The 18,223-nt window shown below is 73.5% G+C and carries 17 protein-coding genes; 11 read left to right on the top strand and 6 right to left on the bottom strand.

What is annotated here, in order from left to right:
* Positions 1 to 114: 114 nt before the first annotated feature.
* Complete coding sequence (locus tag ACF1BH_RS25645; protein ID WP_391646009.1) at positions 115 to 2,202, top strand: APC family permease; 2,088 nt, start codon at positions 115 to 117, stop codon at positions 2,200 to 2,202.
* Here the strand turns inward: ACF1BH_RS25645 and ACF1BH_RS25640 are convergent.
* The gene (locus ACF1BH_RS25640; protein ID WP_391646007.1) at positions 2,180 to 2,740 is read right to left on the bottom strand and encodes a hypothetical protein; all 561 of its coding nucleotides are present in this window, start codon (positions 2,738 to 2,740) and stop codon (positions 2,180 to 2,182) included. The genes ACF1BH_RS25645 and ACF1BH_RS25640 overlap by 23 nt on opposite strands.
* Positions 2,741 to 3,079: 339 nt before the next feature.
* Here ACF1BH_RS25640 and ACF1BH_RS25635 point away from each other — a divergent pair, with 339 nt between their 5' ends.
* The 7 genes from ACF1BH_RS25635 (at position 3,080) to ACF1BH_RS25605 (ending at position 11,466) form a co-directional block, all read left to right on the top strand.
* Complete coding sequence (locus ACF1BH_RS25635) at positions 3,080 to 3,253, top strand: hypothetical protein (RefSeq protein WP_391646005.1); 174 nt, start codon at positions 3,080 to 3,082, stop codon at positions 3,251 to 3,253.
* Entirely contained in the window at positions 3,250 to 3,348 is a 99-nt protein-coding gene (gene kdpF, locus ACF1BH_RS25630; protein WP_391646003.1) for a K(+)-transporting ATPase subunit F, read from the top strand. Before ACF1BH_RS25635 ends, kdpF begins: the two co-directional genes overlap by 4 nt.
* Before the next feature lie 32 nt (positions 3,349 to 3,380).
* Positions 3,381 to 5,045: a potassium-transporting ATPase subunit KdpA gene (gene kdpA, locus ACF1BH_RS25625; protein ID WP_391646068.1), complete on the top strand. Its 1,665-nt coding sequence runs from the start codon at positions 3,381 to 3,383 to the stop codon at positions 5,043 to 5,045.
* 140 nt (positions 5,046 to 5,185) lie between these two features.
* Entirely contained in the window at positions 5,186 to 7,306 is a 2,121-nt protein-coding gene (gene kdpB, locus ACF1BH_RS25620; RefSeq protein WP_391646001.1) for a potassium-transporting ATPase subunit KdpB, read from the top strand.
* Positions 7,307 to 7,314: 8 nt separating this feature from the next.
* Positions 7,315 to 7,983: a potassium-transporting ATPase subunit C gene (locus ACF1BH_RS25615; RefSeq protein WP_391645999.1), complete on the top strand. Its 669-nt coding sequence runs from the start codon at positions 7,315 to 7,317 to the stop codon at positions 7,981 to 7,983.
* Between the two features lie 148 nt (positions 7,984 to 8,131).
* The gene (locus ACF1BH_RS25610) at positions 8,132 to 9,256 is read left to right on the top strand and encodes a toll/interleukin-1 receptor domain-containing protein (protein ID WP_391645997.1); all 1,125 of its coding nucleotides are present in this window, start codon (positions 8,132 to 8,134) and stop codon (positions 9,254 to 9,256) included.
* A gap of 113 nt (positions 9,257 to 9,369) precedes the next feature.
* On the top strand, positions 9,370 to 11,466 hold the full coding sequence (locus tag ACF1BH_RS25605) for a transporter substrate-binding domain-containing protein (protein ID WP_391645995.1): 2,097 nt from the start codon (positions 9,370 to 9,372) through the stop codon (positions 11,464 to 11,466).
* A 60-nt stretch (positions 11,467 to 11,526) separates the two neighbouring features.
* Here the strand turns inward: ACF1BH_RS25605 and ACF1BH_RS25600 are convergent, their stop codons facing one another.
* On the bottom strand, positions 11,527 to 12,165 hold the full coding sequence (locus ACF1BH_RS25600) for an HD domain-containing protein (protein ID WP_391645992.1): 639 nt from the start codon (positions 12,163 to 12,165) through the stop codon (positions 11,527 to 11,529).
* A gap of 125 nt (positions 12,166 to 12,290) precedes the next feature.
* On the opposite strand from ACF1BH_RS25600, the gene ACF1BH_RS25595 reads away from it, so the two are divergent.
* A complete protein-coding gene (locus tag ACF1BH_RS25595; RefSeq protein ID WP_391645990.1) occupies positions 12,291 to 13,013 on the top strand; it encodes a GlxA family transcriptional regulator in 723 nt (240 codons plus the stop codon).
* 88 nt (positions 13,014 to 13,101) lie between these two features.
* A complete protein-coding gene (locus ACF1BH_RS25590; protein ID WP_391645988.1) occupies positions 13,102 to 13,797 on the top strand; it encodes a hypothetical protein in 696 nt (231 codons plus the stop codon).
* Positions 13,798 to 13,826: 29 nt separating this feature from the next.
* Here ACF1BH_RS25590 and ACF1BH_RS25585 read toward each other — a convergent pair whose 3' ends face one another.
* Positions 13,827 to 14,372 (bottom strand): Lrp/AsnC family transcriptional regulator, encoded by a 546-nt coding sequence (locus ACF1BH_RS25585; RefSeq protein ID WP_391645986.1) that lies wholly within the window; start codon positions 14,370 to 14,372, stop codon positions 13,827 to 13,829.
* A gap of 111 nt (positions 14,373 to 14,483) precedes the next feature.
* Between ACF1BH_RS25585 and ACF1BH_RS25580 the strand changes: the two genes are divergently transcribed.
* On the top strand, positions 14,484 to 15,815 hold the full coding sequence (locus ACF1BH_RS25580) for an APC family permease (RefSeq protein WP_391645984.1): 1,332 nt from the start codon (positions 14,484 to 14,486) through the stop codon (positions 15,813 to 15,815).
* On the opposite strand, the gene ACF1BH_RS25575 is transcribed toward ACF1BH_RS25580, so the two are convergent.
* The 3 genes from ACF1BH_RS25575 to ACF1BH_RS25565 form a co-directional block, all read right to left on the bottom strand.
* Positions 15,801 to 16,019 carry a hypothetical protein gene (locus ACF1BH_RS25575; protein WP_391646066.1) on the bottom strand — a complete coding sequence of 73 codons (219 nt, stop codon included), beginning with the start codon at positions 16,017 to 16,019 and terminating at the stop codon, positions 15,801 to 15,803. The genes ACF1BH_RS25580 and ACF1BH_RS25575 overlap by 15 nt on opposite strands.
* A 247-nt stretch (positions 16,020 to 16,266) precedes the next feature.
* The gene (locus ACF1BH_RS25570) at positions 16,267 to 16,947 is read right to left on the bottom strand and encodes a response regulator (RefSeq protein WP_391646064.1); all 681 of its coding nucleotides are present in this window, start codon (positions 16,945 to 16,947) and stop codon (positions 16,267 to 16,269) included.
* A gap of 23 nt (positions 16,948 to 16,970) precedes the next feature.
* Positions 16,971 to 18,212 (bottom strand): sensor histidine kinase, encoded by a 1,242-nt coding sequence (locus tag ACF1BH_RS25565; RefSeq protein WP_391645982.1) that lies wholly within the window; start codon positions 18,210 to 18,212, stop codon positions 16,971 to 16,973.
* Positions 18,213 to 18,223: the final 11 nt, after the last annotated feature.

Genomic DNA, 18,223 nt, shown 5'->3' with positions numbered 1-18,223 from the left:
GGTCCGCCGCGCCCGGGCCCCGCCGCGCCCGCCCGGCGCTCCGCGCTGCTCCATCCGCCGTCGCCCCGCCCGCGCCGCCACGGCCCGGGGCGTACCGCTGCCTAATCTCGCCCCGTGGCCACCGTGACCGGACTGTTCAAACGCCTGCTCCTCGGCCGGGCCCGGCGGAGCGAGGAGCTGGGCGAGACGCTGTTGCCCAAACGGCTCGCGCTGCCCGTCTTCGCCTCCGACCCGCTGTCGTCGGTCGCGTACGCCACCCAGGAGATCCTCCTCGTCCTGACCCTCGGCGGCCTCGCCTACGTGTACGTCACGCCGTATCTCGCCGCCGCCGTCGTCGCCCTGATGACCGTGGTCGTCCTCTCGTACCGGCAGGTCGTGTACGCCTATCCGAGCGGCGGCGGCTCGTACGAGGTGGTCTCCACCAACCTGGGGCCGTCGTCGGGGCTGGTGGTGGCCGCGTCGCTGCTGGTCGACTACGTGATGACGGTGGCGGTGTCGGTCGCCTCCGGGGTCGACAACGTCATCTCCGCGCTGCCCGCGCTCGCCGGGCACCGGGTGCTGCTGGCGCTCTGCTTCGTCGCGCTGCTGACCGCGATGAACCTGCGCGGCGTCCGCGAGTCCGGCCGCGCCTTCGCCACCCCCACGTACCTCTTCGTCGGCGCCGTCCTGATCATGGTGGGGACGGGGCTGATCCGGTACCTGATGGGGGACGCGCCGGTCGCCGAGAGCGCCCGCTACGGCATCGCGCCCACCCCGGGCTCGGCGCAGCTGACCGGTCTCGCCCTCGTCATGCTGGTGCTGCGCGCCTTCTCGTCCGGCTGTACCGCGCTGACCGGCGTCGAAGCGATCTCCAACGGCGTCCCGGCGTTCCGGCGGCCCAAGCCGCGCAACGCGGCGGCCACACTGGCGGCGATGGGCGCCATCGCGGTCACGATGTTCGCCGGGGTCACCACCCTGGCGATCGTCGCCAAGGTCCACATCGTCCAGGATCCCTGCCGGTTGACCGGCCTCGCCGGCTGTGCCGGGTACACCCAGCGCACCGTCATCGCCCAGCTCGCCTCGTCGGTCTTCGGCGGACCGCACTCCGTCGGCTTCTTCGTCGTGCAGGCGGCCACCGCGCTGGTCCTGATCCTCGCCGCCAACACCGCCTTCAACGGCTTCCCGCTGCTCGCCTCGATCCTGGCGCAGGACCGCTACCTGCCGACCCAGCTGCACAGCCGCGGCGACCGGCTGGTGTACTCCAACGGCATCCTCGTGCTGGCCGTCGTCGCCGGGCTGCTGCTGTTCGGCTTCAAGGCGGACGTCACCCGCCTCATCCACCTCTACATCCTCGGGGTGTTCACCTCCTTCACGCTCTCCCAGACCGGCATGGTCCGGCACTGGAACCGTGCGCTGCGCACCGACCCGGACCCGGCGCTGCGCCGCCGCCGGCACCTGGCGCGGGTGGTCAACGCCACCGGTGCGCTCGTCACCGGACTGGTGCTGGTCATCGTGCTGGCGACGAAGTTCCTCCAGGGCGCCTGGCTCGCCGTTCTCGCGGCGGTGGTGCTGTGGCTGATGATGCGGGCGATCCGCCGCCACTACGACGCGGTCGCCGCGGAGCTGACCGTCACCGACCCGCGCGCCGACCTCACCCCGCCGCCCCGGGTGCTGGCGCTCGTCCTCGTCGCCGACGTCCACAAGCCGACGCTGCGCGCCCTCGCCTACGCCCGCGCCTTCCACCCCGACCGGCTGGAGGCGCTCACCGTCGACGCGGACCGCGCCGCCACCGCCCGCCTGGAGGAGCAGTGGGCGCGGCTCGACACGGATGTGCCGCTGACCGTCGTCGCCTCGCCGTACCGGGAGATCACCGGTCCGGTCGTCGCGTACGTCCGCCACGCCCGCCGCACCAGCCCCCGGGACGTGGTCGGCGTCTTCATCCCCGAGTACGTGGTGGGCCGCTGGTGGGAGAACCTGCTGCACAACCAGACGGCGCTGTGGCTCAAGAGCCGGCTGCTGTTCACGCCCGGCGTGATGGTCACGTCCGTGCCCTGGCAGCTGACCTCCTCGGCGCACGCCCGCCCCACCGTCCGGGGCGCGGGCGCGGTCCGCCGCGGGGTGCCCGCCACCGGCTACGGCCTCACCCGGCCGCCCGGCGCCGCCGGGCCGGGCGACGGCCCCGGGCCGGCGGGCGGCGCGCCTACGCCGGACCGTTCCCCGTGAGCAGCGTCCGCGCGGTCTCCCCCTCGGCGCGCTCGGTCAGCTGCCGCAGCGCGGTCGCGCCGCACAGCAGCACGCCGGAGGTCTGCGCCGTGCGGGCGCCGGTCGCGAAGAGGTGCCAGAGCGCCGGGTTGGCGAGCAGCACCCGTGGGTCGAGGACCAGCCGCCGCCCCGCGTCGTCGCGCAGCACCAGCCGCTGGGCGACCCCTTCGGACCAGCGCACCGACACCAGCCGGTCGGTGCGGACCAGCCGCCGCCGCAGTGGACCGCGGGCCGCCAGCCAGCCCTGACCCGCGGTCACCCGCGGCGGCAGCAACAGCCCGCAGAGCGCCACCGCCAGCGCCGCCCACAGCCCGCAGCGGAGCGCGTCGAGGCTCCCGGCGACGGCGTCCACGGCGACCAGCGCCGCCAGCAGCAGGGCCCCGCTCACCACGGCGTCGCGCAGCGCGGCGGGCCAGTCCTCGTCGGTCGCGGTGCGCTCCGGGGGCCGCACGGTGACGGCCGCCGGCCGCACGGCGGAGCGGGTACTACGTCGTCCCATGCCGCCGAGGCTAGGCCCGCCACCGCCCGCCGGACGGCCCGTTGACACGGCGCTGACGGCCCCCGAGCACACCTTGACGGAGTCCATACGCGCCCCGGGGCCGCGGCGCACCGCCCGCCGCCGACCGTCCCCGGCGGCGCCCGGTCGTGAGCCGACACCACGGCCTGAGCTGCGGAAACGGTCGGGCGGGGCGACGGCGCCGCGGTTGCGGGGAGTGCGCTCCGAGGCTCGTACCCCGCCCCGGGGGCGCTCCCGCGCCGCCCGTGGCCGAAGGTGGCGTACGGGACGCGTCAAGAGCGAGCCCGGAGCCGTAAGGGACCCGTCAACGGCCTACGGCGGATGGCCGAAAAGAGGTTTCGTCGAGAGGTCCACACGGCCGGGTGTTCGCACCCGGTCGTCCTTCTTGTCCCTTCCTCCCAGGAGTTCACGATGGCCGACGTGGCCTTCGTCGTCACCACGCTCGCGGTCTTCGCGCTGGTGGCCGTCATCGCCAAGGGGGTGGCGAAGCTGTGAGCGCCCAGACCATCGAGAACGTGATCGGGCTGCTCGTGGCCGTCGCCCTGCTCGGCTATCTCGTCCTCGCCCTCATCAAGCCGGAGAGGTTCTGACGGTGAACTCCCTCGCTGCCGCCTCCGGCGCCCTGAGCCCCGCCGTCGCCGCGATGCTCCAACTGCTCGCCCTCGTCGCGGCGCTGGGCCTGGCCTACCGCCCGCTCGGCGACCACATGGCCCGCGTCTACTCCTCCGACCGGCATCTGCGCGTCGAGAAGTGGATCTACAAGGCCATCGGCGCCGACCCGCACACCGAGATGCGCTGGCCCGCCTACCTCCGCGGCGTCCTCGCCTTCTCCGTGGTCAGCCTCCTCTTCCTCTACCTGCTCCAGCGGCTCCAGGGCAGCCTGCCCGGCTCCCTCGGCTTCGCCTCGATCGACCCGGACCAGGCGTTCAACACCGCCGCGTCGTTCGTCGCCAACACCAACTGGCAGTCGTACGCCGGTGAGCAGGCCATGGGGCATGTCGTGCAGACGGCCGGGCTCGCGGTGCAGAACTTCGTCTCGGCGGCCGTCGGCATCGCCGTCGCCGTCGCGCTCGTCCGCGGCTTCGCCAGGTCCCGTACCGGCGAACTGGGCAACTTCTGGGCCGACCTGGTCCGCGGCACCGTCCGGGTGCTGCTGCCGATCTCCGTCGTCGGCGCGCTGGTCCTCGTCGCGTGCGGCGCGATCCAGAACTTCTCCGGCGTCCACGAGGTCGGCCAGTTCCTGGGCGGCACGCAGCAGTGGCGCGGCGGTGCCGTCGCCTCCCAGGAGGTCATCAAGGAGCTGGGCACCAACGGCGGCGGTTACTTCAACGCCAACTCCGCCCACCCCTTCGAGAACCCCGACGGCTTCACCAACCTCTTCGAGGTCTTCCTGATCCTGGTGATCCCGTTCGCGCTGACCCGCACCTTCGGCCGGCTGACCGGCTCCCTCAAGCAGGGCTACGCGATCCTCGGCACCATGGCCGTCATCTGGATCGGCTTCACCGTCCTGATGTGGGCGGCCGAGTTCGGCGGCCACGGCCGGGCCTTCGACCTGGCCGGCGGCGCGCTGGAGGGCAAGGAGACCCGCTTCGGCATCGGCGGTTCGTCGATCTTCGCCGTCGCCACCACCCTCACCTCCACCGGCGCCGTGGACAGCTTCCACTCCTCGTACACCGGGCTCGGCGGCGGGCTGACGATGCTGGGCATGCAGCTCGGCGAGATCGCGCCCGGCGGCGTCGGCTCCGGCCTCTACGGCATGCTGATCATGGCGGTCATCGCGGTGTTCCTCGCCGGGCTGATGGTCGGCCGGACGCCGGAGTTCCTCGGCAAGAAGATCGGCACCCGCGAGATCAAGCTCGCCGCCTGCTACATCCTCGTCACCCCGGCGCTGGTGCTCTGCTTCACCGCGGCGTCGCTGGTGCTGCCCACCCCGCCGCACTCGATGCTCAACTCCGGTGCGCACGGCTTCTCCGAGATCCTCTACGCGTACACCTCCGGCGCCAACAACAACGGCAGCGCCTTCGCCGGGCTGAACGCCGACACCCCGTGGTTCAACACCACCATCGGCCTGGCGATGCTGCTGGGCCGCTTCGTCCCGATGGTCTTCGTGCTGGCGCTCGCCGGTTCGCTCGCCGAGCAGCAGCCCGTCCCGAAGACCGCGGGGACCCTGCGCACGGAGAAGCCGCTCTTCTCCGGCCTGCTGGTCGGCACGATCATGATCGTCGCCGGTCTGACCTACTTCCCGGCCCTCGCGCTGGGCCCGCTCGCCGAGGGACTGGCGTCATGACCGCCGGTACGCAGCGATCCACCGGTACGCAGGGATCCACCGGCGCACAGCGATCCACCGACACACGGCGATCCACCGGTACGACGTGGCCCACCGGCGCGCAGGCGCCCACCCCTTCCGAGAAGCACGAGGACGATGCGATGTCCACCGTCACCCAGGACCGGGCGCCGCAGCAGGACGCGCCCGCCCCCGAACACCCCGGAGGCGGCCGCGTCGGCGGCGGGCTCTTCGACCCGAAGCAGCTGGTCCGCTCGCTGCCCGACGCGTTCCGCAAGCTCGACCCCCGGGTGATGGTCAAGTCCCCGGTGATGTTCGTGGTGCTGATCGGCTCGGTGCTCACCACCGTGCTGGCGCTGCTCCACCCCGGCGAGTGGTTCGGCTGGGCGATCACCGCCTGGCTCTGGCTGACCACCCTCTTCGCCAACCTCGCCGAGGCGGTCGCCGAGGGCCGCGGCAAGGCGCAGGCCGACACCCTGCGCAAGGCCAAGACCGACACCGTCGCCCGCCGGCTGACCGGCACCACCGAGGAGAGCGTCCCCGGCACCGACCTGCGCGTCGGTGACCTGGTGGTCTGCGAAGCCGGTGACGTCATACCGGGCGACGGCGATGTCGTCGAGGGCGTCGCCAGCGTCGACGAGTCCGCCATCACCGGCGAATCGGCGCCGGTCATCCGGGAGTCGGGCGGCGACCGCTCGGCCGTCACCGGCGGCACCAAGGTCCTCTCCGACCGCATCGTCATCAAGATCACCACCAAGCCCGGCGAGACCTTCATCGACCGGATGATCAACCTCGTCGAGGGCGCCGCCCGGCAGAAGACCCCCAACGAGATCGCCCTCAACATCCTGCTGGCGTCCCTGACCATCGTCTTCCTGCTGGCCGTCGTCACCCTCCAGCCCTTCGCGGTGTACGCGGGCGCCGAACAGTCGATGATCGTGCTGACCGCGCTGCTGGTCTGCCTGATCCCCACCACCATCGGCGCCCTGCTCTCCGCCATCGGCATCGCCGGTATGGACCGGCTCGTCCAGCGCAACGTCCTGGCGATGTCCGGCCGCGCGGTCGAGGCGGCGGGCGACGTCTCCACCCTCCTCCTCGACAAGACCGGCACCATCACCTACGGCAACCGCCGGGCCGCCGAGTTCGTCCCCGTCCCCGGCGTCACCGAATCCGAACTCGCCGACGCCGCCCAGCTGTCCTCACTCGCCGACGAGACGCCCGAGGGCCGCTCCGTCCTCGACCTCGCCGAGGAGAAGTACGGCCTCCCCGCCCGGCAGCAGGACCAGCTGACCGGCGCCGAGTGGATCGAGTTCACCGCCCAGACCCGGATGTCCGGCGTCGACCTCCCCGCGGACGGCGCCGCGGGCCCGGCCCGCCGGGTCCGCAAGGGCGCCACCGCCTCCGTCGCCGCCTGGGTGACCGAACGCGGCGGCACCGTCGCCGACGACGTCGACCGGATCGCCACCGCCATCGCCGAGGCGGGCGGCACCCCGCTGCCCGTCGCGGTCGACGACGCGGACGGCGCCCGCGTCCTGGGCGTCATCCACCTCAAGGACGTCGTCAAGGACGGCATGCGGGAGCGCTTCGACGAGCTGCGCCGGATGGGCATCAAGACCATCATGATCACCGGCGACAACCCGCTCACCGCCAAGGCCATCGCCGCCGAGGCGGGCGTCGACGACTTCCTCGCCGAGGCCACCCCCGAGGACAAGATGGCCCTCATCAAACGGGAACAGGCCGGCGGCAAACTCGTCGCGATGACCGGCGACGGCACCAACGACGCCCCCGCCCTCGCCCAGGCGGACGTCGGCGTCGCCATGAACACCGGCACCTCCGCCGCCAAGGAGGCCGGAAACATGGTCGACCTCGACTCCGACCCCACCAAGCTCATCGAAATCGTCGAGATCGGCAAGCAGTTGCTGATCACCCGCGGCGCCCTGACCACCTTCTCCATCGCCAACGACGTCGCCAAGTACTTCGCGATCATCCCCGCGATGTTCGCGGTCGTGTACCCGGGCCTGAACAAGCTCAACATCATGGGCCTGACGTCCCCGCAGTCCGCGATCCTGTCGGCCGTCATCTTCAACGCCCTCGTCATCGTCGCGCTGGTCCCGCTCGCCCTGAAGGGCGTCCGCTACCGCCCGATGAGCGCGGACCGCATGCTCCGCCGCAACCTCACCCTCTACGGGCTCGGCGGCCTGATCACGCCCTTCCTCGGCATCAAACTCATCGACCTGCTCCTGACCCTCATCCCTGGCATCGGGTGACGCCCACCATGAACACCTCCCTGGCCACCACCGCCCGCCTCACCGGCGCCGCGCTCCGCGCCCTCCTCGCCCTCACCGTCGTGTGCGGTGTCCTCTACCCCCTCGCCGTCACCGGCCTCGCCCAGGCACTCTTCCCGCACCAGGCGAACGGCTCCGAAGTCCGCAGCGAGGGCAAGGTCGTCGGCTCCTCCCTCATCGGCCAGCGCTACGACCTGCCGCTGACGAAGGGCGACTCCACCCCCGCCCCCGACCTGCGCTGGTTCCAGCCCCGCCCGTCCGACGGCCTCGGCGAGAACACCGTCAACACGCAGTACAAGCTCCAGGTCTCCGGCGCCACCAACCGCGCCGGCGACAGCCCCGACCTGGTCAAGGCCGTCAAGGCCGCCAAGGCCGCGGTCCTCGCCGACAACACCGCGCCGGGCTACACCCCCAAGCCGTCCGACATCCCCGCCGACGCGGTGACCTCCTCCGGCTCCGGCCTGGACCCCGACATCTCCCCGGCCTACGCAGCCCTCCAGATCCACCGCGTAGCGGCCCGCAACCACCTCCCCGTCCCCGAGGTCACCCGCCTCGTCACCGCCCACACCACCAACCGCACCCTCGGCTTCCTGGGCGAGCCCCGGGTGAACGTGCTGGAGCTGAACGTGGCGCTGGGGGAGGTGGTTCGGAAGGGGTGAGGTGAGGGGGCGCCCGTCCGGCTGGGGCCGGGCGGGCGATTTCAGTACCGTCGGGCAGCCGAACTCCACGCCGTCCTCGATCCGTTGACGTTCCGATCCGGCGATCCCGCAGGGGATCGCACCCGAACGGAACGAAGAGGAACCCACCGTGCCCGACGTCTTCATCAATTACCGGACCGGCGACGAGGAGGCCACCGCCACCCTGCTCGACCGTGAACTGTCCCGGCGCTTCGGCAGCGAACGGATCTTCCGCGCGAGCAAGTCCATCGCAGCGGGCCGCAATTTCCCGCAGGCGCTGCTCACGGCCGTCCGGCGGTGCCACGTCCTGCTCGCGGTGATCGGCCCCCGCTGGACGGAGGCCCGCCCCGCCGACGGCGGCGCGCCGGGCACCCCCGGGGACTGGACGCAACGGGAGCTCCAAGAGGCGCTCGGAGCGGCGACGACGGTCGTTCCGGTGCTGGTCGGCCCGGTCGCCCGGCTCCGCCGCACCGAACTGCCCGAAGCGCTCGCCGCACTCGCGGACCTCCAGTACCGGCGGCTCCACCACCGCACCGCCGACGCCGATCTCCGGCGCATCGCCGACGATCTGGCCGCACTGGTCCCGTCTCTCGCCGCTGTCGACCGGTTCCGGGCCGGGGAGCGGGCGCACCACACCGGACCCGCCCCGCTCCCGGCGGAACTGCCGTGGCAGGAACGCTGGGTGGACCCCGTCCGGCTGGAGAGCGCCCGGCCCGACCACCCCTTCCTGTTCTCGGCCACCGTCCGGTGGCGTCCCGCCCGTACCGACGCGAGTCCTCGGGACCCGGGCCTCGCCGACCTCGCCGTGTCCACCGTGGTGTCCCGGGCCCGGGCCCTCGTCGCCGGGGAGAACCCGGAGCACCGGGAGACGGCCCTGCTGCTGCTCCGGGGCGAGCTGGGCTGCCCGTACACCGATCCCGCGGCCCGGATCACCGTCCGCGCGGACGACACGGACCTGAACCTGGACGAGGCCGATCGCGCCCGGCTCGCGGAGCTGTCCCGGCTCCGTAAGGAGGCGGGCGCCCGGGAACTCCACCGCCTTCTCGAACGGAGCCGGCACCCCCACCCGGACGACGCGGCGGCGGAGCACGCCGTCCGGCTGGTCGACGCCCTCGGTCTGGCACCGGGCTCACCGGAGCGTGCGGCCTACGCGAAGCGCCTCGCCCGCGCCACCGCCGCAGTCGGCCGGACTGCCGCCGCGGCGCAGATACGGCAGCACCTCGCGGCCTGCCGCTGCACCTCACCCGCGGAGTGAGCACCGTCCGCCCCGCCGCCCGGGGCCCCGCGAAACCGCCCCTCTCACCCCACCCCACCCCATCCCGTCCGCGATACTGCCTACGCAACTGACGCCACAGGCAGGGGGAAGCGGTGCGTCCGCTGGGTAAGGGGGATCCGCGGCAGATCGGGCCGTTCCGGCTGGTCGGGCTGCTCGGGGGCGGCGGGATGGGGCGGGTCTATCTGGGGCGCGGGGCGGACGGGCGGACCGTGGCGGTGAAGACCGCGCGGGCCGAACTCGCCGACGACCGCGGGTTCCGCAAGCGGTTCGCGCGGGAGGTGGCGGCGGCCCGGCAGGTCGGCGGGCCGTTCGTGGCGCCGGTCGTCGACGCGGCGCCGCACGACGAGATCCCGTGGATGGCGACGGAGTACGTACCGGGCGTCTCGCTCAGCGACGCCGTGCACGACACCGGGCCGCTGCCGGTGCCCACCGTGCGGGCGCTGACGGCCGGGCTGCTCCAGGCGCTGGCCGCGGTCCATGCGCAGGGCCTGGTCCACCGGGACCTCAAGCCGTCGAACATCCTGCTCACCGCCGATGGCCCCCGCGTCATCGACTTCGGTATCGCCCACTCCGCCACCGACACCGCCCTGACCGCCACCGGCACCGCCCTCGGCACCCCGGGCTTCATGGCGCCCGAACAACTCACGCTCTCCGGCGGCGACATCACCGGCGCCGCCGACGTCTTCGCCCTCGGCGGCGTCCTCGTTCACGCGGCGACCGGCAGCGGCCCGTATGGCGCCGCCGAACCGCAGATCCTGATGTACCGCACCGTCCACGAACGGCCCCGGCTCGACGAAGTCCCGGAAGCCGTCCGGGCGTTGGCCGCGGCCTGCCTGGTGAAGGAGCCGGAGCGGCGGCCCTCGGTGCCGGACCTCGCGGCCCGTGTGGGCGCCCCGGGCCCGTACGGGAACTGGCTCCCGGAGCCGGTCATGGCGCAGCTCCGCGGCCTCTCCGAGCGATTGCGTGATCCCCGGCGGCCGGAGGGCGCGACGGACGGCGCGGACCGTACGGCCGGCCCGCTCGCCCCCGGCGCCGCCACTCCGCCCGCCGCGCCCTGGGGCGCCGCCGTCCCGGGCGCCGCCACCCCGCCCCACGCGCTCCCCACCGCCCCCGCCGCCCCGCCACACGGCGCGCCCGGCCCGTCCCACGGCCTCGCCCCGACGCCGCCGCAGGGCCGGTACGGTCCGGCGCCGGTCATGCCGCCCCCGGGGGACGGCCCGGCCCCGTACCCGGGGGGAACGGGCGGCGCGGGCGGGACGGCCCCCGGCGGACGCCCCGGCGGCCCCACCCGCCGCCGTGCGCTGGCCGGGCTGTCCGCCGTCGGGGCCGGCGCCCTGGCCTGGTTCCTGTGGCCCGCGGGGGAGGCCGGCCGGGATCCGTCCGTCGGCTCCACACCGCCCGACCGGAAGCCGTCGTCCGGCGGCTCGCCGAGGGCCGGGCTGCCGGCCGAGGTCCGGGACCGCGGGCGTCTCGTCGTCGGCTCCGACCTCAGCTACGCGCCGATGGAGTTCGTCAAGGAGGGCAAACCCGCCGGGCTCGACATCGAGCTGGCGCGGGCCCTCGGCCGCGACCTGGGCATCGACGTCAAGATCATGAACGGTTCCTTCGACTCGCTCCTGCCCGGTCTCGCCTCGGGCCGCTACGACCTGGTGCTCTCCGCCCTCACCGACACCGTGGAACGGCAGCGGGGCACCCCCTCCGAGCCGGGCGGCGGCGTCGACCTGATCGACTACTTCCGCTCCGGCTTCGCCCTCGTCGTCCCCCGCACCGCCCACGCGACGATCAAGGGGCTCGACGATCTGACCGGCAGGACGGTCGCGGTGCAGCGGGCTTCGGCCGCCGGTGAGCACCTGGCCGGGCTCGGCCACCGGAAGCCGAAGGTCCGCGCGTTCGACACGGCCGACGAGGCGTACGCCGACGTCCTCAAGGGCGGCTCCGACGCCTGCCTCGACGAGTACCCCGTCGCCGTCCGCACCCTCACCGTCCACACCGCCCTCGTCACCACCGGCGGGCAGATCGCCCCGCGCCCCTTCGGCATCGCCGTCGCCAAGGCCCAGCAGGCGCTCCGCGACGCGGTCCGCGCCTCCCTGGACCGGCTCATCGAGGACGGCACCTACGGGAAGATCCTCGGCAAGTGGGGAGTGGCGGAGTGCGCCGTGGAGCGGGCGGAGATCAACGGAGGGCGGTGAGCGGCACCCCGCCCCGGGAAGGCCGGACCTCTCCCGGGGCGGGGGCCGAGCGGTGCGGTCTCACTCCGGCCATTCCGAGTTCTTGATCACCTCGACGAAGTCGCCCCGGACGAACCCGGGCACGTAATGCGCCAGCACATCGGCCTTCACATTGCCGAACGTCGTCCCCGGCCGGTCCTTGATGCCCTCCGTGAACGCGGCGAGGATGCCGTTCTTGAAGTCCGGCCGGGGGTGCGCCGCGACCACCGCGGCCCGCTCCTCGTCGGAGACCGCGTGGTAGCCGATGCCCAGCACGTCCAGCTCCACACCCCGGGTGACCAGCGCGATCTCCGGCGCCATGTGGAGCGGGATCTCGGGTGTGGTGTGCAGCGCGACGGCCGTCCACACCCGGTCGGCCGCTTCGCCGGTGACGCCGTGGGCGTGCAGGAACCGGCGGGCCTCGTCGGCACCGTCGATCTCGAACCGCTGATCCGTCCGGCGGTGGCGCGCGGTCAGCCCCAGATCGTGGAACATCGCCCCGACGTACAGCAGCTCCGGGTCGAACGTCAGCCCCTGCTCCCGGCCGCGCAGCGCGCCCCACAGGAACACCCGCCGCGAATGGTCGAAGACCAGCGGCGACGCCGCCTCCCGCACCAGTTCGGTGGCCTCCCGCGCCAGCGCGCTGTCCGGGATCCGCACTCCCGCGATCGATGCACTCATGGGTACCCGTCCTCTCTTCCGCTCCCCCCCAGACTCACCCCCGTCCCTACCCTGATGCCATGTCCTCACGGCCGGATGAACCACAGATTCGGACATCCCGCCGGGGCGCGGCCACGCCCCGGCGGGTGGCGTTCGTCGTCTTCGACGGGGTGACCCTCCTCGACGTCAGTGGCCCGTCGGAGGTACTGCACCAGGCGGGCCGCCTCGGGTGCCCGTACGAAGTGGTGCTGGTCGCACCCGGCGGCGGGCCGGTCACCACCGCCGCCGGACCGGCGCTGACCGGCACCGTCACGGCAGAGCGGGCCGGGCCGATCCACACGGTGCTGGTCGCCGGCGGCGACCGCCTCGCCGAGGAGCCGCCCGACGACGCCCTCCTGGCGACCGTCCGTGCGCTCGTCCCCGGGGCGGCCCGTATCGCCTCCGTCTGCACCGGCGCCTTCGTCCTCGCCGGCCTGGGCCTGCTGGACGGCCGCCGCGCCACCACCCACTGGCGGCACGCCGCCGCCCTCGCCCGCCGCCACCCGCGGGTACGCGTCGAGCCGGACGCGCTCCACCTCCGCGACGGCCGGTACGTCACCTCGGCGGGCATCAGCGCGGGCATCGACCTGGCGCTCGCGCTGGTGGAGGACGACCACGGTGCGGAGGTGGCCCGCGAGATCGCCCGGGAGATGGTGATCTTCCTGCACCGGCCGGGCGGTCAGTCGCAGTTCTCCGCGGCGCTCGACACCCCGCCCCTCCGCGGCGACCTGCTCCGCCCGGTCCTGGAGTCGGTCCTCACCGACCCGGCCGCCGACCACAGCCTCCCGGCGCCGGCCGCCGCCGGGACCGGACGGTTAGCCGGGTGTTAGCGACGGGGCAGTCAGGCGGTAGCGGCCCCCGGCAGAGTCGGTGCCGTACCGAGGAGATCACGACACCGACGCCCCGGGGAGACCCCGCATGAACGCCAGCACCACCGCCCGCACCCCGCGCCGCCGCACCCTGCGCGTCGCCCTCGCCGCCCTGACCGTGGCCGCCGGACTCACCCTGACCGCCTGCTCCGGCGCGGACGCCGCCGCCAGCAAGCCCGCAGGCCAGGCGGCTGCCGCCGAGGCCGGGGGGACGGGCGCCGCCGCCGGTGCCAAGGCCGGCTCCGGTGCCGGGGCGGGCAACGCGGCCGAGACCCGGTCCGGCGCCGAGGCCACGCGGTCGGGCGGTACGTCCGCCAGGAGTGAGTCGGGTGCCCCGGACAAGACCGTGACCCTGGTGGACGGCAGCAAGGCCGAGGTCTACGACCTCGGCAACCAGAACTTCCGCGCCCGAATCGTCCACGACGGTGAGGTCCTGACCACGCTGGAGACGAAGGATTCCGACGCCGCGGCCGACCTCAACGGCATGTACGTCCTGCTCACGATGGGCGGCGACGTCCACTCCTGGGAGGGCGGCGCACAGACCGGACCGGGCACCTTCACCCTCGCGGGCGGCTGGCAGGCCAAGGTCACCAAGGTCGGCGAACTCCACTTCCGCGCCGAGATCATCGGCCACGAGGGATCGGTGGACGCCACCCTGGAGGCGAACGAGCACGCCGACGGCGTCGACGCCAACGGCATCTCCATCGTCCTCACCGCCGGCGGCGAGATCAGCGCCCACGAGTGACCACGGGCCCGGCACCGGGCCCGTTCCCCCTAGGTGTTGTCCCCGGGCCGGGCCCGGCCTCCGCCTCCGCCCCCGTCGACGTGCACGGGCGGCCGGGCGCGGCGGCCGGGCTCGGCCATTTCGCGGGTGATCACCCGGTCGCTCACGTTCGTCGAGTAGACGATCGTCGTCGACAGCGAACCGATCTTCGTGATGCGCGCGGTGACCTCTTCGAGATGGCCCATCGAACGGGCCGCCACCTTGGCGACGAAGCAGTCGCTGCCGGTCACGTGGTGGCACTCCACGATCTCCGGGCAGTCGCGGAATACGCGGAGGTATTCCTGGTAATTGCTGCCCGGGAACACGATGTTGACGATGGCCAGGATCGGCAGTCCGAGCCCGGGCAGATTGACCCGCGTCCGGTATCCCTCGATGATCCCGGACTGCTCCAGCCGCGGGACCCGCTCGGTGACCGCCGGAGGCGTCAGGGAGACCCGTCGTCCCAGCTCACTGAAGGTGATGCGGGCGTTGGCCTGCAATTCCTCCAGGATCCGCCAATCGGTCGCGTCGAGCGCCGCTTTCACCTCTTCAGCCATCGGCCAAGAATACGGAAATTTCCCAGGTGAAGGCCGCCGAACTCCTTCAACTTCCCCTGTGGGGGCGGCAGACGCGCGCCCTAGCGTGAAGCCGACGCGAAGGAGGACGAAATGGCGCCCGCCACCCCGCCCCGGAACCGCCCCGCGCATCCGGGCCGACCGCCCCGCTCACCGCACCCCGCGGCCCCCGTTCCGGCCGGCCCCGGGCGGCTCAGCCTCGCGCAGGGCACGGCCCTCTACGTCGGGGCGGTGCTGGGCACCGGCGTCCTCGCCCTCCCCGGACTGACCGCACGGGCCGCCGGTCCCGCGTCGCTGGTGGCCTGGGCGGCGCTCGTCGTGCTGTCGGTGCCGCTCGCCGCGACCTTCGCCGCACTGGCCGCCCGGCAGCCCGACCCGGGCGGCGTGTCGACGTATGTACGACGGGCGTTCGGGGGGCGCGCCGCCACCGTCGTCGGCTGGTGGTTCTACCTCGGCGCCCCGGTCGGCATCCCCGCGCTGGCCCTGTTCGGCGCGTCCTACCTGGAACGCAGCACCGGCGGCGGCCCCGCGGCGACCACCGGCTACGCGGCGGCCCTGCTCGCCGCGGGCTTCCTGGCCAACGCCTTCGGCGTACGGGTCTCCGGACGCGTCCAGCTCCTCCTCTCCGGCTCCCTGGCCCTGCTGCTCGTCCTCGGCATCCTGGTGGCGCTCCCGCACACGGACCCGGCGCGGCTGCACCCCTTCGCCCCGCACGGCTGGTCGGCGGTCGGCCCCGCCGCGGCGCTCCTCGTCTGGTCGTTCACGGGCTGGGAGACGGTCACGCACCTCTCCGCGGAGTTCGCCCACCCGCGCCGCGACATCAAACGCGCGACCGCCGCCGCACTGCTCACCATCGGTGTCCTCTACCTCGCCCTGGCCACCGTCACGGTGCTGGCCCTCGACGCCGCCGCCGGCACCTCGGCGACCTCCCTCGCCGCCCTGCTGGAGCTGGGCTTCGGCCCGCCGGGCGCGGTCCTCGCCGGGGTGATCGCGATCCTCACCACCCTCGGCACCATGAACGCCTACATCGCCGGCACCGCCAAACTCGGCGCCGCCCTGGCCCGTGACGGCGCCCTGCCCCGCGCCCTGGGCACCGGCGCCGAACCGGGCGGCGTCCCCCGCCGCAGCCTGGCCGTGGTCGCCGCGATCGCCACCACCGTCTTCACCGCGGCCACCCTCACCAGAGCCCCCGTACAACCCCTGGTCCTGAGCACCACCGCCTGCCTCGGCGCCGTCTACGCCGTCGGCTCGGCCGCCGGCGCCCGCATCCTCCGCACCCGCACCCGCCGGGGCACGGCCGCCGCCCTCGTCTCCCTTCTGCTCATCTGCGTCCTGCTCGCGCTGACGGGGGTGTATCTGGTGTGGCCGGCGGTGCTGACCGCCGCCGCGCTGCTGTGGTGCCGCCGGGCGTCACAGAACCCATGAGACCGTCCCGCCCGCGGTGACCAACACCACCAGGACGGCGAGTACGACGGCGGCGGGGCCGAGGAAGACATTGGCCACCAGGAGCCCGGGAAGGCCGAGGACGAAGGAGGCGACGGCCATGCCGTCGGGCTCCCGGGTGTCGGCCCCCCGCCGACGGGGCGCGTCAGGACGGTCTTCTCCACGGTGGCCGACGTCATGTCGGATATCTCCTTCGCGGCGTCCGGAACGGTGCGCACGTACCAGGAAGACGAGCAGCCACGCGGTGAACAGTGAGCGGCGACGATGCTGACGGGCACCGAGGGGTGTGCGCCTGCGGCGGGGGCCGTACCTGTCCTGGCCTGCGGCTGAGGGTGTGAGTTGTCCTCGTCCGAACGTCTCCGGACGGGGCTGAACGAGACCAGGGCTGAGACCGGAGATCCGTGCGGGCGGCCGTGAGGGGGGCGGAAGCCGGTCATTCGGCGAAGCGCGGGACGACCAGGCCGGACTCGTAGGCGATCACCACCGCGTGGGTCCTGTTCTGCGCGCCGAGCTTGGTCAGCACGTTTCCGACGTGGGTCTTGATCGTCTCCAGGCTCACCGTGAGGGACTCCGCGATCTCCGGATTGGAGAGCCCGACAGCCATCAGGCGCAGGACCTCCTCCTCCCGGCCGGTCAGGGCGGCTTGCGGCAGGGCCTCTGCGGAGCCCCTCGGGCGGGCGGCGACCATGCGGCCCAGTGCGGCCGGGAAGAGAACCGCTTCGCCTGCCGCCACCACCCGAACCGCCTCGGCGATCCGGCGGACCGGGAGGCGTTTGAGGACGAAGCCGCTGGCGCCCGCGCTGAGGGCGGCGGTGACGTAGCCGTCGTTCTCGAAGGTGGTGATCACTACTACCTTCGGCGGGTCGTCCGCTCCGGCCAGCAGTCGGCGGGTGGCGTCAATCCCGTTGAGACGGGGCATCCGGACGTCCATGAGGACCACGTTCGGCCGCAGGCTCCGTGCCCGGTCGACCGCCTCGACACCGTCGGCGGCCTCGCCGACCACCGTGATCCCCGGCTGCGCGCCGAGCAGCATGCCCAGGCCGCTGCGGGTCACCTCGTCGTCGTCCGCGATCAGGAGGGTGACGGCGGGGCCGGCTTCTGCGGTGAGGGCCATGTCGCCGTCCGCGCCGGATCCCCTCACGCCGACGCCCGTACCGGCAGCCGGACAGCGAGCCGCCAGTGCCCCGTCCCGTCCGGGCCGGACCGGAACTCACCGTTCAGCAGCCTGACGCGCTCGGCCAGTCCGGGCAGGCCGTGACCGGACGTCGAGAAGGGGCCCGGGGCCGGCCCCGTCCGTGCTCCGGTCCGGTTGACCACCACGAGATCCAGACTGTCCGGTCCGGCCGCCACCTGGACCTCGACAGGGCCGCCCGCCCCGTGGCGCAGCGCGTTCGTCAGGCCCTCCTGGAGGATCCTGTACGCCGCCCGGGAGAGCGTCCCCTGCACCTGTGCCAGTTCACCCGAAACCTCCGGTGCCACCACCGCCCCCGTGTGCCGCAGGCGTTCCAGCAGTTCGGGAAGGTCGGCCAGAGTGCGGGTCGGTGCCGCTCCCGGCTGTTCCTCCCGCAACACTCCGAGCGCGTAGTCCAGGTCCTCCAGCGCTGCCCTCGTCGAGTCCTCGATGCTGCGCATGGCGGCCCGCGCCGCAGCAGGGTCTTCGGAGAGCATCTCGCCGGCCACCGCCGCCTGGATGGTGGTCGCCGTCAGCGTGTGCCCGATCGAGTCGTGCAACTCGTGGGCGATCCGGTTGCGTTCGGCCAGCAGCAGTTCCCGCTCCGCAGCCAGCACGAGCCGTTCGGCCGCCGACGGTCCCAGCAGCCGTGGTGCCGACCACCGCAGGGCTTTCGCCACCAGTACGCAGACGGCGACCGCCAGGAGCAGGCACACCGCGGCCGCCACCCAGCTCCACCCGCCCGACAGCCGGACCGACGTGCCGAACAGGCTCACCCGCACCTCGCCGCCGAGCCAGTTCGCCGGCAGGGAGAAGCCCATGACGAACAGCACTCCGCTTGCCAGCGCCCCCGTCCACCCGACGGCCACGTGCAGGACCAGCCAGAGCGGGGTCCGCCAGCGGTCGAGGCCGAGTGAACCGGAGGCGCGGCGGCCGGTCACCGGATTCGGCAGCGGCACCCGCAGCATCCGGCGGGCGGACACGACCAGTGCTCGCCGTACAGGGCGCGCCAGTCCGACCACGCCGACCAGCGCCGCCCAGACCAGCAGGACCACGACGACCTGCACGTTCTCGGGGGCGGATCGCCACGACAGCGCCGGCAGCAGGGCGAAAGGCAGCAGCGGAAGGCTCGCCAACGCGCCGCAGTAGGCGAACAGCACACCTGAGTACGTGGAGCCACGCAGCAACGGCCGAAATCCCCTGATCATGGCCGTCAGTA

It is taken from the genome of Streptomyces sp. NPDC014733 (assembly GCF_043083385.1).
Taxonomy (GTDB): Bacteria; Actinomycetota; Actinomycetes; order Streptomycetales; family Streptomycetaceae; genus Streptomyces.
The sequence above is the reverse complement of the archived record's forward strand: the minus strand, read 5'-3'. Positions and strand labels throughout refer to the sequence as shown.

Coding starts and splice junctions, on each gene's coding strand:
- ACF1BH_RS25570 (WP_391646064.1), bottom strand. CDS start 16,947: ATGGCCCTCACCGCAGAAGCCGGCCCCGCCGTCACCCTCCTGATCGCG.
- ACF1BH_RS25585 (WP_391645986.1), bottom strand. CDS start 14,372: ATGGCTGAAGAGGTGAAAGCGGCGCTCGACGCGACCGATTGGCGGATC.
- kdpB (WP_391646001.1), top strand. CDS start 5,186: ATGTCCACCGTCACCCAGGACCGGGCGCCGCAGCAGGACGCGCCCGCC.
- ACF1BH_RS25635 (WP_391646005.1), top strand. CDS start 3,080: ATGGCCGAAAAGAGGTTTCGTCGAGAGGTCCACACGGCCGGGTGTTCG.
- ACF1BH_RS25640 (WP_391646007.1), bottom strand. CDS start 2,740: ATGGGACGACGTAGTACCCGCTCCGCCGTGCGGCCGGCGGCCGTCACC.
- ACF1BH_RS25615 (WP_391645999.1), top strand. CDS start 7,315: ATGAACACCTCCCTGGCCACCACCGCCCGCCTCACCGGCGCCGCGCTC.
- ACF1BH_RS25590 (WP_391645988.1), top strand. CDS start 13,102: ATGAACGCCAGCACCACCGCCCGCACCCCGCGCCGCCGCACCCTGCGC.
- ACF1BH_RS25565 (WP_391645982.1), bottom strand. CDS start 18,212: ATGATCAGGGGATTTCGGCCGTTGCTGCGTGGCTCCACGTACTCAGGT.
- ACF1BH_RS25580 (WP_391645984.1), top strand. CDS start 14,484: ATGGCGCCCGCCACCCCGCCCCGGAACCGCCCCGCGCATCCGGGCCGA.
- ACF1BH_RS25600 (WP_391645992.1), bottom strand. CDS start 12,165: ATGAGTGCATCGATCGCGGGAGTGCGGATCCCGGACAGCGCGCTGGCG.